The sequence below is a fragment of the Pseudovibrio sp. Ad46 genome (genome assembly GCF_001623065.1).
Taxonomy (GTDB): domain Bacteria; phylum Pseudomonadota; class Alphaproteobacteria; order Rhizobiales; family Stappiaceae; genus Pseudovibrio.
Genome location: NZ_LMCG01000046.1, coordinates 119,859 through 136,193, shown reverse-complemented (window position 1 = coordinate 136,193; position 16,335 = coordinate 119,859). Strand labels below are relative to the sequence as shown.

General features: G+C 51.8%; 16 protein-coding genes. 10 read left to right on the top strand and 6 right to left on the bottom strand.

Features of this window, described 5'->3' with window-relative positions; all coding sequences use genetic code 11:
* Positions 1-55: 55 nt before the first annotated feature.
* The gene (locus tag PsAD46_RS11795) at positions 56-1,444 is read right to left on the bottom strand and encodes a cytochrome P450 (protein WP_063306940.1); all 1,389 of its coding nucleotides are present in this window, start codon (positions 1,442-1,444) and stop codon (positions 56-58) included.
* Positions 1,445-1,799: 355 nt separating this feature from the next.
* On the opposite strand from PsAD46_RS11795, the gene PsAD46_RS11790 reads away from it, so the two are divergent.
* From PsAD46_RS11790 to cyoD, 5 genes are all read left to right on the top strand, one after another.
* Positions 1,800-2,228 carry a nuclear transport factor 2 family protein gene (locus PsAD46_RS11790; RefSeq protein WP_208981807.1) on the top strand — a complete coding sequence of 143 codons (429 nt, stop codon included), beginning with the start codon at positions 1,800-1,802 and terminating at the stop codon, positions 2,226-2,228.
* 169 nt (positions 2,229-2,397) lie between these two features.
* Positions 2,398-3,324: a ubiquinol oxidase subunit II gene (cyoA, locus tag PsAD46_RS11785; RefSeq protein ID WP_208981806.1), complete on the top strand. Its 927-nt coding sequence runs from the start codon at positions 2,398-2,400 to the stop codon at positions 3,322-3,324.
* Positions 3,318-5,315, top strand: coding sequence for a cytochrome o ubiquinol oxidase subunit I (gene cyoB, locus PsAD46_RS11780; protein WP_063306938.1), 1,998 nt, complete (start codon positions 3,318-3,320; stop codon positions 5,313-5,315). Before cyoA ends, cyoB begins: the two co-directional genes overlap by 7 nt.
* Positions 5,312-5,920, top strand: a complete 609-nt coding sequence (gene cyoC, locus PsAD46_RS11775) for a cytochrome o ubiquinol oxidase subunit III (RefSeq protein WP_063306937.1) — start codon at positions 5,312-5,314, stop codon at positions 5,918-5,920. The genes cyoB and cyoC overlap by 4 nt, the downstream gene beginning before the upstream one ends.
* A gap of 9 nt (positions 5,921-5,929) precedes the next feature.
* On the top strand, positions 5,930-6,229 hold the full coding sequence (gene cyoD, locus PsAD46_RS11770; protein ID WP_063306936.1) for a cytochrome o ubiquinol oxidase subunit IV: 300 nt from the start codon (positions 5,930-5,932) through the stop codon (positions 6,227-6,229).
* Here cyoD and PsAD46_RS11765 read toward each other — a convergent pair.
* Both PsAD46_RS11765 and PsAD46_RS11760 read right to left on the bottom strand, forming a co-directional pair.
* Positions 6,198-7,259, bottom strand: coding sequence for a glycosyltransferase family 1 protein (locus tag PsAD46_RS11765; protein WP_063306935.1), 1,062 nt, complete (start codon positions 7,257-7,259; stop codon positions 6,198-6,200). The two genes, cyoD and PsAD46_RS11765, sit on opposite strands and share 32 nt — an antisense overlap.
* A gap of 18 nt (positions 7,260-7,277) precedes the next feature.
* A complete protein-coding gene (locus tag PsAD46_RS11760; RefSeq protein ID WP_063306934.1) occupies positions 7,278-8,423 on the bottom strand; it encodes an NAD-dependent epimerase/dehydratase family protein in 1,146 nt (381 codons plus the stop codon).
* Between the two features lie 567 nt (positions 8,424-8,990).
* Here PsAD46_RS11760 and dctP point away from each other — a divergent pair.
* The 5 genes from dctP (at position 8,991) to PsAD46_RS11735 (ending at position 13,807) form a co-directional block, all read left to right on the top strand.
* Complete coding sequence (dctP, locus tag PsAD46_RS11755) at positions 8,991-9,980, top strand: TRAP transporter substrate-binding protein DctP (RefSeq protein ID WP_063287577.1); 990 nt, start codon at positions 8,991-8,993, stop codon at positions 9,978-9,980.
* A 121-nt stretch (positions 9,981-10,101) separates the two neighbouring features.
* The gene (locus tag PsAD46_RS11750) at positions 10,102-10,665 is read left to right on the top strand and encodes a TRAP transporter small permease (RefSeq protein ID WP_208981805.1); all 564 of its coding nucleotides are present in this window, start codon (positions 10,102-10,104) and stop codon (positions 10,663-10,665) included.
* A gap of 9 nt (positions 10,666-10,674) precedes the next feature.
* The gene (locus PsAD46_RS11745) at positions 10,675-11,946 is read left to right on the top strand and encodes a TRAP transporter large permease subunit (protein ID WP_063306933.1); all 1,272 of its coding nucleotides are present in this window, start codon (positions 10,675-10,677) and stop codon (positions 11,944-11,946) included.
* A gap of 17 nt (positions 11,947-11,963) precedes the next feature.
* Positions 11,964-12,818 carry an isocitrate lyase/PEP mutase family protein gene (locus tag PsAD46_RS11740; RefSeq protein ID WP_063293423.1) on the top strand — a complete coding sequence of 285 codons (855 nt, stop codon included), beginning with the start codon at positions 11,964-11,966 and terminating at the stop codon, positions 12,816-12,818.
* 281 nt (positions 12,819-13,099) lie between these two features.
* Positions 13,100-13,807, top strand: a complete 708-nt coding sequence (locus tag PsAD46_RS11735; protein WP_063293424.1) for a glycosyltransferase — start codon at positions 13,100-13,102, stop codon at positions 13,805-13,807.
* 120 nt (positions 13,808-13,927) lie between these two features.
* Here PsAD46_RS11735 and map read toward each other — a convergent pair whose 3' ends face one another.
* The 3 genes from map to PsAD46_RS11720 all read right to left on the bottom strand — a co-directional run bounded on the left by map (position 13,928) and on the right by PsAD46_RS11720 (position 16,265).
* On the bottom strand, positions 13,928-14,707 hold the full coding sequence (gene map, locus PsAD46_RS11730; RefSeq protein WP_063306932.1) for a type I methionyl aminopeptidase: 780 nt from the start codon (positions 14,705-14,707) through the stop codon (positions 13,928-13,930).
* Positions 14,704-14,910, bottom strand: a complete 207-nt coding sequence (locus PsAD46_RS11725; protein WP_057461352.1) for a ParD-like family protein — start codon at positions 14,908-14,910, stop codon at positions 14,704-14,706. Before PsAD46_RS11725 ends, map begins: the two co-directional genes overlap by 4 nt.
* A 104-nt stretch (positions 14,911-15,014) precedes the next feature.
* Entirely contained in the window at positions 15,015-16,265 is a 1,251-nt protein-coding gene (locus tag PsAD46_RS11720; RefSeq protein ID WP_063306931.1) for an NAD(P)-binding domain-containing protein, read from the bottom strand.
* Between the last annotated feature and the right edge of the window lie 70 nt (positions 16,266-16,335).

Genomic DNA, 16,335 nt, shown 5'->3' with positions numbered 1-16,335 from the left:
ATAATTGGCGGTGATGCCACCCGATAGTTTCGGGCTATTCGCAGGTTTTGACCTGCTATTGTGCCATATGATGGCGTTTGATGAGTTTGCATCTGATTTCTGAACCCGCCCGCAAGGCGACGCCAGACTCCGGAAAGACCTCGTCAGGCTTCATAACTTTGAAACTGTAAAAGCGTGTCAGACGGGCCAGCAAAACGATTGCCTGCACCGTTGCAAAACTGGCGCCTGCACACACGCGCGGGCCAACACCAAATGGTATGAAAGCGCTGGTCATGGGGTCATCAGCGCGCTCAAACCGGTCCGGGTCAAAGTGGTCCGGATTGTTCCAATAGGATCTGTGCCGATGCACGATCCATGGTGATATAATGATAAGAGCCCCGCGCGGAATCTTGTGACCGCCTATGGTGCTGTCCTCTTCCGCCATACGGGTCATGAAAGCAATTGGTGGATACAATCGCATGGTTTCGCGGAAGACATCCCGTGTGAATTTCAGTTTGGAGATATGCCGGTACTCGATGTTCTCGCCATTGGTGACATTGTCGGTCTCTCTCCTGATGCGCTCCGAATAATCAGGCCGCTGGGAAAGAATGAAAAAGGCCCAGTTGAGGATTGCCGAGGTTGTCTCATGTCCAGCAAGGAAGAAAGTTGCAATGTGATCGACCAGCTGTTCCTTGCTCAGGGGCTGGCCCGTTTGTGGGTGCCGGGCATCAAGCAGCCTCTGGCACATATCATCGTGCTGGCCAAACCGGTTGGCGGTATGTTCCTCTACCAGATCACGCAGCAAGAGGCGCAACTCATTGCGGAGAAGCTCCGCTTCCTTTGGCATCGGAGTTTTGGGGGCGTCTGGCGTTCCGCGCAAAATCATTTTGCGCGCCCATGTGGTCGTGATGGATTGGTAACGTGAAGACAGCGAAAACACCATGCGCGCCCGATCATTGTCAACCGGATGCGAAAAGATAGTGCGGAAGATGATATCAGCGGTCAATCGGTTCATTTCATCGCGCAAGCTGATGGTCTTACCGAGTTGTGACATTTGATCCAGAAAAGTCAGAAACTGCGTGCAGGCACTTTGAACATGCTTGTACGCACCACGAATGCTGACATGGGAAAACACGGGGGCAATCATTTCCCGCTGCTCTTCCCATTTGGGACCACTGACAAGAATGGTGCTCTCACCAATCACCGGCTTGAGCGTATCCACCATCACATCGGATTTGGGAAAGGACAGTCGTTTCTCGACCAGAACCTCGTTGACCAGATCAGGCGCGTTGACAAGGAAACAGGGGCGCTTGGTAAAATAGATCCTCTCCATCGGGCTGTTGAAGAATTCTCCGGGGATCAACGTTAAAACGTTGCGTGCCCAGAACACGCGAAACAGACGCAGACCACGAAGTGGCTTGCAAGGCGTGGGAGCCGGTGGCCGATAGAGGATGGAGTCAGGCATGTGTTGCTGCTTCTCCGCGGTACATATCGATCGCGTGACAACTGTGTTTGCTCTTTTTCTGCTCTGGACCATGAAAAACAAAAAAACGCCAGATAACGCAAAAAACGCATAAACCTTTCAAAATCCACGCAACTAAAACTTCCTGTTATATTTCTAGCACTTAGCTCGCTAATGCTGCCCTAAGGAAACAACGCAAAAATCTGAGTTTCTCTTCATAAATCCTCAAGCAAGCGTGCACTTGTTCCCGTCTCCTCTGATTAGGTTGACCATTACGTCAATATGAGTTTGACTGGAGGGGCTCTGACTCTCCTGCCTGTGTTTTAGGAGAACAAAAAGAGACACCGGGGAGGATAAGATGATGTCGACACCATATTCTGAGAAGTTGCAAAAGTGGCTGGATATGCTGGAGGGCGGCAAAGATCTGGCGAAGTTGTCCGCTTTGATTGCCAAGGACTGCGTGTTTTACAGCCCCGTGGTGCACACGCCGCAACGCGGTCAGCAGATCACAGTCATGTATCTTTACGGTGCAGCGCAAGTGCTGGGCGTCAACAACACCTTCAAATACGTGCGCATTCTGGATTGTGGCAACAACGCTGTGCTGGAGTTCGAAACAGAGGTCGATGGCATTTACATCAACGGCGTTGATATGATCCATTGGAACGAGGAGGGCCTGATTGATGATTTCAAGGTCATGTTGCGCCCGTTGAAGGCAGTGACAATGGTGCAGGCGAAAATGGCAGAAATGCTGGAAGGCCTTAAAGCTCCTGCAAAGGCCGGGGGATAAATTGAAAGAGACGGGGGAGTAATTGATAACCATCTCTGTGCTCCCCTCAAAGAATTGGTTCCTGAAATCTCATGGGTCTCAGGCCGTCGGGCGGTGACCTTAAATATTCTGTAATCCCCACCCCCTTGAAATATCCCCGTTAGGTCACCCACTCCTGCGCGGGATTACGATGAAACATTTCATTTCAAAACCTTTCATAACGGGAATAACGCTGCTGGGCCTCCTGCTTGTGTTAGCTGGATGCGGCCTTCAGACGTCCCCGGTTGCCGACCCCAAGGGCCCGATTGCCATACTCGAACGGGATCTGCTTTATACCGCCTTCTTCATTATGCTGATCGTGGTTATTCCCGTTTATTTTATGGTGTTCTGGTTCATCTGGCGCTACCGCGCAAAAGGTGGCAGCGGTGAATACAAGCCGGACTGGCACAAATCCACCATTATCGAGGTGTTCGTCTGGTCTATTCCTGCGGCCATCATCATTACGCTTGGATATCTGGTCTGGACGTATTCCTACAAGCTCGACCCCTACAAGAAGATCGCGACACCGGAAAATACCATCAATGTGCAAGTGGTGGCGCAGGACTGGAAGTGGCTCTTCATCTACCCGGAGCTTGGCATTGCCTCCGTCAATGAGCTTGCCTTCCCCGTGGATAAAGCAGTCAGCCTGCAATTAACCTCTGACACTGTGATGAACTCGTTCCTCATACCCGCACTGGGGGGACAAATCTATGCCATGGCGGGGATGACCAGCGAGTTGAACTTGCAGGCCAATGAGATAGGACGCTTCCGTGGCCGCAACACCCAGTACAGCGGTGACGGGTTTGCCATGCAGTTTTTTGATGCCGTTGCCATGACACCCGACGAGTTTGATGCGTGGGTCGCCAACGCCAAATCGCAGACCAAGCCGCTCTCCACCGGGACCTATGATCAACTGGCACAGCCGACCATCGGGCACGACGTGGAGTATTTCTCCTGGGTCAAGCCCGGCTTGTTTGCAGAGATTTTGAAGAAGTACGCCCGACGGCCCGAAACCACCTTGCGCCGACACGCACCGGTGACGACCCAACCTGCTTGTGAGGGGGATACACCATGCTAGGAAGATTAGGATTAGACTCCCTCCCCTTTTACAGTGCCATCGCTTTTGGTGGTGCCTCAATCACCGTATTGGGCGGACTGGCCGTCTTTTTGCTGGTCACCTACTTTGGTAAGTGGCGGTATTTCTGGGATGAATGGCTGACGAGCCTTGATCACAAACGCATCGGCATCATGTACATCGCCCTTGCCATGGTGATGCTGGTACGTGGCTTTGTGGACGCGCTCATGATGCGCTCCCAGCAGGCCATTTCCTTGAACAATGATGGATATCTTGCTCCTGAGCATTTTGATCAGGTGTTCAGTTCTCACGGCACAATCATGATCTTTTTCATGGCCATGCCGTTCCTGACAGGCCTGATCAACATCGTCGTGCCTCAGCAGTTAGGCGCACGTGATGTGGCCTTCCCGTTCATGAATTCCATCAGTTTGTGGCTGACAGCAGCAGGTGCAGCGCTGGTGATGGTCTCCCTTGTCATCGGCAAATTCTCAACCGCTGGTTGGACCGGTTACCCGCCGTATTCCGGCGCTGAGTATAGTCCCGGTGTGGGCGTTGATTACTGGATCTGGGCGCTGCTGGTCAGTGGGGTTGGCAGCACCATGACGGGGATTAATTTTGTCGTCACGATCATAAAGTGCCGCGCCCCCAAAATGCGCCTGATGCAGATGCCGCTGTTCACCTGGACCACTTTATGCACCAGTCTACTCATGGCCTTCGCTTTTCCGGCACTGACAGTTGTTGCTGCGATGCTCGGTTTGGACCGGATTCTCGGGTTTCACTTCTTCACCAATGATTCTGGCGGCAACATGATGAATTACGCCAATCTGATTTGGATTTGGGGACACCCGGAAGTTTATATCCTCATCTTACCCGCGTTTGGCGTGTTCTCCGAAGTTGTCGCAACCTTCTCTCAGAAAAGGCTTTTTGGCTACAAGTCACTTGTCTACGCAACAGCAGCTATTACCATCTTATCCTTCTCGGTCTGGCTGCACCATTTCTTCACCATGGGCTCCAGCCCCAATGTGAATGCGGTCTTCGGCATTGCGACTATGATCATCGCCGTTCCGACCGGTGTGAAGATTTTTGACTGGGTGTTCACCATGTACAAGGGGCGGATCATCTTCCACCCTGCCATGTTATTCACCATCGGTTTTTTGATCACCTTCGTGCTTGGCGGCGTTTCCGGCGTTTTGCTGGCGATCCCTCCTGCCGACTTTTTGATGCATAACTCCACGTTCCTTGTGGCGCACTTCCACAACGTGCTGATCCCTGGTGCGGTCTTTGGGTACTTTGCCGGCTTCCAGTACTGGTTCCCCAAAGCAACCGGCTTCAAGTTGGACAGAGCGTGGGGCGTTCGTTCCTTCTGGTTCTGGATCATCGGCTTCTACCTCGCCTTCATGCCGCTCTATGCCCTTGGTTTCATGGGGATGTCTCGCCGGATGGAGCGTTACGATGTTGCCGAGTGGCAACCCTATCTGATCGTAGCAGCAGTCGGTGCCTTGAGTGTTCTGATCGGCATTTTCTGTCAGGGTATGCAGCTTTATGTGAGCATTCGCGACCGGGAAAAGAACCGCGATCTGACGGGTGATCCGTACAATGGCCGGACACTGGAGTGGCAAACCTCTTCCCCTCCTGCCGAGTATAACTTTGCCAAGATCCCCGTTGTGCAGGACATTGATGCCTTCTGGGACATGAAGCAGCGCGGCGTGGCTTATGCTCCTGCGCAAAACTACGAGGACATTCACTTGCCGCGGAACACAGGCATTGGTGTCTTCCTCGGTGGTCTCGGGTTCCTCATCGGCTTTGCTGTCACATGGTACATCTGGTGGCTGGTCGCCCTCGGGTTCCTTGGCGTGCTCGCGTGTTTGATAACCCGCGGCTCGCAAGATCATACCTACGAGATTATCCCCGCTGCTGAGATCGAGGCCCATGAGAAGGCCCGCATCAAAGCCTTGGAAGCCCACAAACCAGCACCGGGGGATTTCTGGTCATGAGCACATACACCCCTAAAACCACCGGCTCTCCCGGGCCGACGGAAGAAACGTTAGATATCAGAGACTTGGGCTTCTGGCTCTACCTGATGACAGATGCGATCATCTTCTCGCTTCTGTTTGCAACTTACGTGGTCATGTTCCAGAACACTGCCACCGGACCACTGCCGATTGACGTGTTCGACATCAAACACGTCTTTGCCGAAACCATGTTCCTACTTTTTTCAAGCGTAACATTTGGCTTCGCGTCCCTCGCCTCTGTCAGAGAGCATAAAAGTCAGGCGGTGTTCTGGCTGATTGTTACCATCGTGCTTGGTATGGGCTTCATATCTCTGGAAGTGGTTGAATTTGTTGGCATGATTGAGTCTGGGGCCGGACCGCAGACCAGTGGCTTCCTCACCTCGTTCTTCACTCTGGTGGGAACACATGGCGCACATGTGAGCCTTGGCATGATTGGGATCACGGTGATGATCTTCCAGATTCTCATCAAGGGGCTGACTTCGCCGGTCAAATCCCGCCTCCATCGCCTCGGCATGTTCTGGCATTTCCTCGACATCGTCTGGATCGGCATTTTCTCAATCGTCTACATGCCCGGCTGGCTTATTTAGGAGAGTAAGATGCACCCGCAATCTCATAGTGCAAAGAGGCTGATCACAGGGTTTATCCTCGCGTTGGCGCTCACACTCATTCCGTTTGCCATTGTCTGGACCATGTCGTTTCCGGTTGAACTGACCTTCGGTATCATCGCTTTATGCGCGCTTGTTCAGGTTGGCGTACACCTGCATTACTTCCTTGGCATTGATAGCAGAACTCCGATTGAAAACGTGCTTGCCATGAGTTTTGCGGGCGTTCTGATCTTCCTGATGGTTGGCGGAACGCTCTGGATTATGTTTGATCTGTATGAGCGGATGATGTGAGGATATCCTTGGCTTTCTGAGACTGCTCAGTAGAGAAGCTGACGAGGTTATTCAGAAAGTCCCGCGTTGCCCGCTCCCAGGAGAATGTTTTGGCATGAGCGATGCAATCCTCTGGTTTCATTGGTAAAGCAAGTTGGATTGCAACTGCGAGATCCTCATCCATTGCCCCAACCGGGGCATCGCCAATGATGTCTTTGGGGCCTGTCACCGGATAGGCTGCAACGGGGATACCACAGGCCATCGCCTCCAAATTAACGAGGCCGAATGTATCGGTTTTAGATGGAAACACCATCACATCCGCCCCGCAATAGGCCTTGATCAGATCATCTCCGGTTTTTGCCCCAGTAAAGACGACATCTGGATAACGCTTTGTAAGGGATGCCAGATCCGGTCCATCCCCCACCAGAATTTTCGTTCCCTGCACGTTCAGGTCTAAAAACGCCTCCAGGTTCTTCTCGGGCGCAATCCTCCCCACATAGAGCATTATTGGTTTGGGAAGGTCTGCAAACATTTCAGAAGGAACAGGCCGGAACTTCTTCAGCTCAACCCCCCGCCGCCAGCGTACCGCACGCTTAATTCCGATACGATTGGCCGTTTCCAACATAGTCTGTGTAGTGACCATGGTGTGGGTGGCTTGATTGTGAAAGGTAATCAACCACTTGTAAAACCAAGCCTCAGGCAGACCGGTGCGCATGGAGGCATACTCCGGGAACTTGGAGAGCCATGAACTGGTGAAGTGATGCGCATTGCGGCGGCAGTATTTGCGAGCGGCCCAACCTAACGGCCCTTCGGTCACCACATGCAATGCATCGGGTTTCAGCTCGCGCAGCATGCAGGAAAGCTTGTAATAGGGAAACAGCGCCAACTTGATGTCCGGATAGGTTGGCAGCGGCATTTGGTGAAACTGGTCGGGCGTGATGAGGATAACTTCATGCCCCAGAGCGGATAACTCGCGACGCGTGATCTCTAAAACACGAACCACTCCGTTGATCTGTGGGTGCCAGGCATCGGAGACAATGACAATTTTCATCGGCCTATCCCCGCAAAGTTACCAGAGGGACAAGCAAGGGATTTTAGTCGTATCGCAGCGATCAGAGTATTTTCTCGCAATATCAGTCACTTCCTCAAGCAACCGATCACTCAGCGTGATTGGCTCCAGTCCCATCTCCAGAAATTTGTGATTGGCCACCATCAAATCGTTTTCTGCAGCTTCCTTGCGCGGATTTTCCAGATATGCGATTTCTACATTCGCCATCTTGGCGACCATCTCGGCCAGATCACGTACCTTGTGGACCTCTGTCATCTGGTTGAGGATCTTTACACGATCTCCACGCTCTGGTGGATTTTCGACGGCGAGCTGAACGCAGCGCACAGTGTCCTGAATATGGATGAAAGCCCGCTTCTGGCCGCCGGTGCCGTGCACGGTCAGCGGATATCCAATTGCGCCTTGCATGAGGAAGCGGTTGAGTACGGTGCCATAGTCGCCGTCATAATCAAAACGATTGATGAGCCGCTCGTCCAGTGAGGTCTGCTCGGTCTGTGTGCCCCAAACAATGCCCTGATGCAGGTCGGTTATCCGCAATCCATAATTCTTGGCATAGAACTGGAAGAACAGCTGATCCTGCGACTTGGTCATGTGGTAGATGGAACCGGGGTTTGTGGGATAAAGGATCTCCTGCTCGCGCATATCTCCGTTCACATCCAGGTGAACCCGCAAGTATCCCTCGGGGATTTCACAGCCCACCGTGCTGTATCCATAAACCCCCATGGTACCGAGATGCACAAGATGAGTATCCAGCTCCGCTTCAACAATTGCAGAGAGCACATCATTGGTCGCGTTGAGATTGTTTGAAACTGTATAGCGCCGGTGCCAGGAAGACTTCATGGAGTATGGCGCTGCCCGCTGCTCTGCAAAGTGGATGATTGCATCCGGCTTCTCGTGCTTCAACAACTGCAACAGGCGGTCATAATCTGTGCCAAGCGTTATATTGGCAAAACGAATGGTGTTGCCCGTCAGCTCTTCCCATGTTGCCAGCCGTTCGCTGATCGGCTCAATGGGAGTGAGAGAGGAAACCTCAAGCTCAACGTCGATCTTACGGTGAGAGAGATTATCGACAATGACGGTATCGTGGCCAAGGCTGGAGAACAACAGACTCGTGGGCCAGCCGCAAAAACCATCGCCGCCCAGTACCATAACTTTACCCACGAAATCGCCCTTCCCGCCGACACACCCATGTCTGGATGAGGTAGCATCCGATTGGTACAGACTGATGACCTCGCCTTCTGCGGATGGCGAAAATCCTGCATGATTAGCCCACGTTCTTTCAAGTGGTCACAATGCGCAGTCCAAACACACGCTAGATAAGCACGTGTGCGGGTTGGCTTCATCTCCCTAAAATCAAGGGCAAAGATCGCTCAATATGCAGGCAGCAACGCTGTAACCTGAATTGTACCGCGCACGTCATGTTTATAACTCAGAGAACTTTCGTTTGAATTTGCGGAAATGTTTTGGGGTCGTCGAAACGTAATTTTGAGAGGAGTTGGTGAGATGTAACCCCTGTGAAGTTTCACAGGAACGTAACGGTCACTGGGAGTTCGCCGAAAGGCATCGCAGACAAGAGGCGCCTTTCTGGCCTGCTGGAATTGAGAGATCTGGACAATATAATTACATTTTCTCAGTAATAACGGCCTGTACTTCCGCAAAAAACACTCTCTAATATACCACATATTTCAAGAGATTTGTTTTGGGAGAGGGACACCAATGAGAGTAAAACTAATTTCAATGCTGGGCGCGGCTGCGCTTTCCTTGTCATGCGCTACCGCAATGGCTGCAGACACAATTCGCGTTACTTTACAGCTGCCTGAAAGCCATAGTCTTGGCCAGAACTGGAATGCCTTCAAGGAAATCATTGAGGAGAAATCGGGTGGAGACCTGAGTCTTCAGCTGTTCCCGTCCGCTCAGCTGTTTAAGGACAAAGAAGTCCCGGAAGCTGTCGGTTCCGGTGCAATTGAAGCTGGTTCAGCGTTTCTTGGTCGTTTTGCTGGCTCCGTTCCTGCCGTTGAGATTGTCAACTTGCCGTTCTTCTTCCGTGATGAAGACCACCTGAGAGCAGCTGCTGCCAATGGCTCGCCGATGCGTGAGATTCTTGACAAAGCCGTACTGGAAGAAACCGGTGCCCGCGTTTTGTGGTGGCAGGCCTATGGCCGTAACATCTACCTCAACAACGGTGATCCGATCAGAACCCCTGAAGATATCAAAGGCGAAAAAGTTCGGACCTACGGCAAAGTCCTTGGCTGGACGGTTGAAGCCCTCGGCGGGGCACCAACTCTGATGTCTGGTTCCAAGCAGTTCCTCGCTTATCAGCAGGGTGCAGTTGATGTGGGCATGACTGGCACTTCTGGCGTAACCAGCCGCAAGCTTTATGAAGTTATGGAGAACATGACACTCTCCTATGATTTCGCCATTGAGTTTGTTGCCGTGATCAACAACGAGTTCTTTGAGAGCCTTTCAGCTGAAAACCAGCAGATCATTTTGGATGCAGCAGCAGTTGTCGAAAAACAGCTGCGTGATCAGGTGTATTCCGGTGAAGATGCCTTGGTTGAAAGTGTCAAGGACAAGATCAACGTGATCCGCTTGAGCGATGAAGAACGCGCCAAATGGGTGGAAGCAACAGCGTCTGTTCAGGACCGTTTTGTGGAAGCGGCTGGCCCTGTTGGTCAACAAGCCATTGATGCTGCAAAAGGTATGTAAGGTCTGCGGGCAGGTTCACCTGCTCAGATCTTAAACTTGATATGGAAAGGGAGCCACTGGGCTCCTTTTCTCCCATCCTGTTTTAGGATCCCCTTTATTTTGAGGGAGCCGACTGCACATAATGTTCACTCAAAACAGTGCGTGTCTGCTCTCCGGCAAATCCATTTGGTGCTCAGCCGTGATTAAGCTCATAGATCATATTTCCGAATTCACCGGCAAGTTGGCTGCCTGGGTGTTCTTCGCAATTGGTTTTTTCATCTGTTACGAAGTTGTCTCCCGGTACGTCTTCAACAGCCCGACCGTGTGGGTGGATGAAGTCTCTCGGATCGGTCAGATCTGGGGGGCTTATCTTGCCGCAGCCTTTGCGCTTAAGCACCGCGAAATGATCGTTATCGATGTTGCCTTCCGGCGCCCGGATACGGTGTTGCGTAAGGTGGTTGAGACCTTCTCCATTCTGGTGATCCTGATCTTCTGCATAACCGCAGTTTGGTACGGTTATGGTCTCTGGCTTAAGTCCACTTTGCGGGGCCACACCACTGATACTTATCTTGCTCTGCCCAAGTGGTTTACGCATGCCTCAGTCTGGGTTGGCTTCGCTTTGTTGGGCCTGCAATCTATTGCCGAGGCCGTAAAGATTTGGCGTGACGGAGTGCCTGCCGACGACACCTTGCAACATGAGATCTAGGGGCTACACATGACTGCGTTTCTCATTCTCGCAGCCCTGCTGCTGCTTCTTGTTCTCCGTGTCCCGGTCGCGTTTGCATTAGGCTCACTAGGCGTTTTCTTGCTCTGGTATTTCCCGTTGCCACTGAATGCCGTCCCCCAGCGCCTTTATGGCTCTATGGACAGTTTTGAGCTGCTAGCCGTGCCCATGTTCCTGCTCATGTCCAACGTGCTGCTGAAAGGTGGGGTTGGCAAAGACTTGTTTGCAGCTGTGCAAAGCTGGGTCGGTCACTGGCCGGGTGGACTTGGTGTCGCAACTATTTTGTCTTGCGGCCTGTTTTCTGCCGTCTCCGGCTCTTCCGTGGCGACCGCAGCAACCATCGCGACGGTGGCGATCCCCGAGATGACCTCGCGGGGATACGAGCGCCCGTTTGTGCTGGGTATGTTGGCGGCTGGTGGAACGCTGGGTATCCTCATTCCGCCGTCAATCCCACTGATCCTTTACGGGATTGTAACAGAGAGCTCGATTCCGAAGCTGTTCCTGGCGGGTATTGGGCCCGGCCTGTTTCTTGCCAGTGTGTTCATCGTCTATGGCATGCTCTACTCGCGCTTTAACAGCAATTACGAACGCATTGAGAAAGCGAGCTGGGCGGAACGCAGACGTGCGACCTTTATGGCTCTGCCGACCGTGCTGCTGGCTGGATCTATCATCGGGTCCATCTACATGGGCATCGCCACACCTTCTGAAAGTGCTGGCATTGGCTTTGTTATGGCGCTTCTCATCACATTCGTCATGGGGCGGATGAACTGGGAGAAGATGAAGGAAGCCACCTATAAATCCATGAAGACCACCACCATGGTGTTCCTCATCATTGCGGGGGCAAAGGTCTTCTCCTACGCCATCACTCTTTATCGTTTGCCGCAGGATATCTCCACACTGCTCACCACCAATATCTCCGAACCGGGTCTGTTTATTCTCGCCGTTGGTCTGGTGTTGCTGATCGTTGGTTTCTTTCTGGAATCCCTCAGCATGTTGCTGATCATGGTGCCAGTCCTGTTTCCTGCGCTAGTGGGAATGTCCATTGATCCGATCTGGTTTGGCATCTTTTTCGTGGTGCTCATTGAGACCGCGTTGATTACACCACCAGTGGGAATGAACCTCTTTATTATTCAAGCTGTTGGCAGGGCGAATTTGTCAGAGGTCGCCAAAGGTGCGTGGCCGTTTGCACTCATGATGCTGGCAACTGCCGCCCTGCTTTACTTTTGGCAAGGGCTTGCCTTGTATATCCCTTATAACACATAGAAGATGGGCACATAAAAATGTCAAAAGCTCAGGTGCTTAAAGACCTGTTCGAAAGCGGCAAACTGAATGTAACACCTTGTTGCTGGGATGCCCTCTCCGCTCGCCTGATCGAGCAAGCCGGTTTCCCCCTCGCCTTCATGAGTGGGTTTGGTGTTTCCGCAGCTCGTCTAGGGCAACCGGATGCGGGCCTCATCTCCTATGCAGAAATGGTTGATCAGGCCCGTAACATTGCCGGTGCGACCGACATTCCCGTGATTGGGGATGGTGATACAGGTTATGGAAACGCTCTCAACGTCAAACGCACAGTCAAGGGCTATGCCAATGCCGGTATGGCCTGTGTGATGATCGAAGATCAGCTGGCGCCCAAACGCTGCGGTCACACGAAAGGCAAACACGTAGTGGATCGTGAGGAAGCCTTTATGCGCATTCGTGCCGCTGTCGATGCGAAGAACGAAGGTGCAGATATTCTGGTGCTTGCCCGCACAGATGCCCGTGCCGAGCATGGCCTGGATGAAGCCATAGAGCGCGCCAAAACCTTCCGCGAAATCGGTGCTGACATGACCTTTGTGGAAGCGCCGCGGACCGTTGAAGAAATGAAACGCTACTGTGACGAAGTTGAAGGTCCTAAAATGGCAAACATGCTGGAGGGCGGACTAACACCATTCCTTCAACCAGCTGAGCTTCAGGAGCTTGGTTTCGCCATCTCAACCTACCCGTTCACCGGCCTGATGAGCATGATCAAAGCGCAGCAGGAGGCCTTGGATAAGATGAATCGAGGCATCTTCTATGACCCTGCCATGACCTTTGAAGACCTGCAAAAGGCTGTCGGCTTTGATGTGTATTATGAGGCTGAAGAGCGATATCGGCATTGAGTCCTTATTTGGACGATATGCGTCAGTGACAGCAACCTAACTTTGCAATGCACTGCGGACAATTAACTAAACTAAAGAATTTGGCAAAGCCAGAAAGATCAATGATTGCTTTACAGTTATGCCTGACCTTAGAATTATTAAAATATATCAATGATCTATGGGATATGACAAGGCATTAAAACACAGCATGAACTTGCGGATTTATTAGTCTGACATTTTCCATTCAAATTGCGCCATCTCGTTTGTGAAGTTTTTTTCTCAGCTGAACGGTGGTTCGCAAAATGTCAGAGAGTGTTCGAATATTCATCGGTTATGATTCCAATGAAACGATTGCCTATCATGTGCTTGTTCAAAGCATAATTGAGAACTCATCCCTCCCACTTTCCATCACGCCCATCGCTCTGAACAATGTACGCAGTATCTTCAAGCGTGAGAAGCATCCTCTTCAATCCACCGAGTTCTCATTCAGCCGATTTCTGGCGCCGTATTTGTCCAATTATGAAGACTGGTCGATCTTTATGGATTGCGACATGATCGTGCGAAAAGATATCGCAGAGCTTTGGAACATGCGCGATGACGACTACGCAGTGATGTGCTGCAAGCATGATTACACGCCAGTGAGTGATACGAAATTCCTCAATAACGTCCAGTCCAAATATGAGAAGAAGAACTGGTCGAGCGTTATGATGTTCAATAATGCCAAGTGCAAAGCACTCACACCAGAATACGTAAACACGCGTTCCGGGCTTGAACTGCACCAGTTTAAATGGCTTGGAGATGACAAGCAGATAGGCTCTCTGCCGCTGGTCTGGAACCATCTGGTCGAGGATTATCCATACAACCCAGAGGCTGCCCTTGTTCACTACACTTATGGTGGCCCTTATTTCGAAGAGTATCTGGACTGCGATTACGCCGAGGACTGGCAGCAATACAAACGCAGCACTCTTCATGCAACACAGCGAGCTAAAGCAGAGCCTGAGCTGGCATAGGCTGGCGGTTCATTGACACTCCAAAACGTCCCCGCAGGTGAGCAATGCTTGCAGGGACGTTTCGATATCTTTCGCGAACTGCCATAGGGGGAGAATGAGAGAGCTCTGCTCCTGCTTCTCCTACTCAGGTACCTTTTCCCCATCTCGCAATGTTAGCACTTCAAAGCCATCGTTTGTCACCAGCACTGTGTGTTCCCATTGGGCTGATGGTTTGCGGTCGAGAGTTTCTACTGTCCAGCCGTCTTCTTTGGTAACGGTGAGGTCGGTACCTGCATTGACCATGGGCTCGATGGTGAAGGTCATGCCCTCTTTCAGCACAACGCCAGTGCCGCGTTTGCCAAAGTGCATCACGGAAGGGCCTTCGTGCATGTCGCGGCCAATGCCATGGCCGCAGTAATCGCGCACGATTGAGTAGCCGGCCTTTTCTGCCAGTTGTTGGATAGCAGCACCCACATCGCCCAGTTTTGCGCCGGGACGGACTTCTTTGATGCCCGCCCACATGGCCTTGTAAGTGGTCTTGACCAGCTTTTGTGTTTTACGGGAGGCGCCGGGCATCACAAAGGTGGTGCTGGAATCTGCTATGAAGCCATCCTTCTCCAATGTAATATCTACATTGATGATATCTGAGGCTGTCAGCTTGCGGTTTTGATCAGGTATGCCGTGGCAAACAACTTCGTTGATGGAGGAGTTGAGCGCGAACTTATAGCCGTATTGGCCTTTGCTGGCTGGGCGGGCTTGCAGTTCGTTGACGATGTAATCTTCTACCTGGTCATTGATCTCAAGCGTAGAGATACCAGGCTTCACGACGTCTTCCAGCATTTTGAAGACTTGCGCGAGAAGTTTGCCGGACTGGCGCATCAGGGCGATTTCATCGGCGTTTTTTATGATAATCGCGCTCATGTCTCGATCACCTCTGGGGGAGCGACCTTGCAAGCTTTGAGCTGTTGTTGAACCAGTTCTGTGTAGCTCAGTGTTGGGTTCAACTCTGCTAGCATACCCATTTTGATCCAGAATTCTGCTTGCGCGTTGATGGAGCGAGACATGACCGTGCTCGCTTTTCTGATTTCCTCATGCAGGTCATCAGAGATTTTTACAATGCCCATGGAAATGGCCCTTTATATGATTGATATACATATCGTATACGAATCGCATAAAGGCAAGAGGTGAGTTGCAATGTTTGCAGCAGATCAGAAAGGCCGTTTCAGCTCTATTCCTTCAGGTCGTAGGTGAAGGGGTGAAGGCGGTAGTTTTGTTGATACTGGCGTTTGTGATCGTTGAGCGTGTTTAAAAAGGTCCTCCAATCCAGGTCAGGCTCTCCGGTCATGTCGCTCAGTCTGGTAAAGCTCTCGAATACGCTGTTGTGGTACTCTTCCAGATTGGCAGGGTCCTTTTGCAGGACGCAGCCACCATTGGCGATCTCCCTGTTGATCTCATTGGCAGGTGGTAGATCCAATTCTCCGCTTAAGATCTTTGCGCAATAAATGCTTTGCAGATGAATGTTGGCGAAGTGGACGGTGAACCGCGGCAGACCAAGGAAAATAAGGGTCGGGTCTGGTGGGTAAAACATGTTCAGATACAGCGGTCCCATGGAGCACCCGCTCAGTTCAATGTCATCCAGAGAACCTTTCAGGAAGGGGAAGTTGTAGATGTATCCCGTACACAGGATGATATCATCCACGTTGTGCAGGACTTCCCCGTTTTGCAGGTAGACTTTACGTCCTTCAATGCGCTCTGGCCGTGCATGCTGGCTGATATTGAGCCCCTCCCCGTAAAGCCCGTCGCGCACATAGCATTTGTGACCGTTTGGTGGGAACGTACCACAGATATACACCTGCTCGGCATGTGGGCTCAGGTCCAGCGAAATATCCTCTGAGGAAACGCAGGCTCCAATCAAAACAACACGCTTGCCTTCATAAAGGTTCGGCAGGCGGTAAGATTGCGAATGAGTGACTGGTCCTTCAAAACTTTCCAGTCCTGCGATCTTAGGAATGTTGGGGTAGCTGTCTTTTCCAGTTGCGACAATCACATGCGTGAAGATCTTTTCGGTGCCTTCAGTGCTCACACGCCAACCATCGCCTGCCTTGGCAACATGCTTGACCGGTGTGTTGAACTCGATGAGCGGCTGGATACCTGCTTCTCTGGCGGTGGCGTCGATGTAATCCAGCACATCCACGCGGCCCGGAAACAATTGTAAGTCTTCCGGCAGCTTGTAATCGCTGATTTGCATGGCGCGTTTGGGCAGGTTGGCCCAAAGCTTGGGGTACATTGCAGAATAGACGCTTTGGCTTTGCGGATCGCGCACATCAACGGGTTCGTCTGTGAGAACCTCATAGGCCCACTGTCCACCCAGACAGTTGCGTGCTTCAAATATAGTTGGAATTATGCCGCGACGCTTGAGCTCAATCGCAGCAGTGAGCCCGGTTGGGCCAGCCCCAATAATGGCGATGTTAGGAGCCATGAAACCCTCAGCCTTATTATGGTTGCGACCACTATGGGCCTTGCGGGTTAATTGCCGGTTCGTGCGTTTG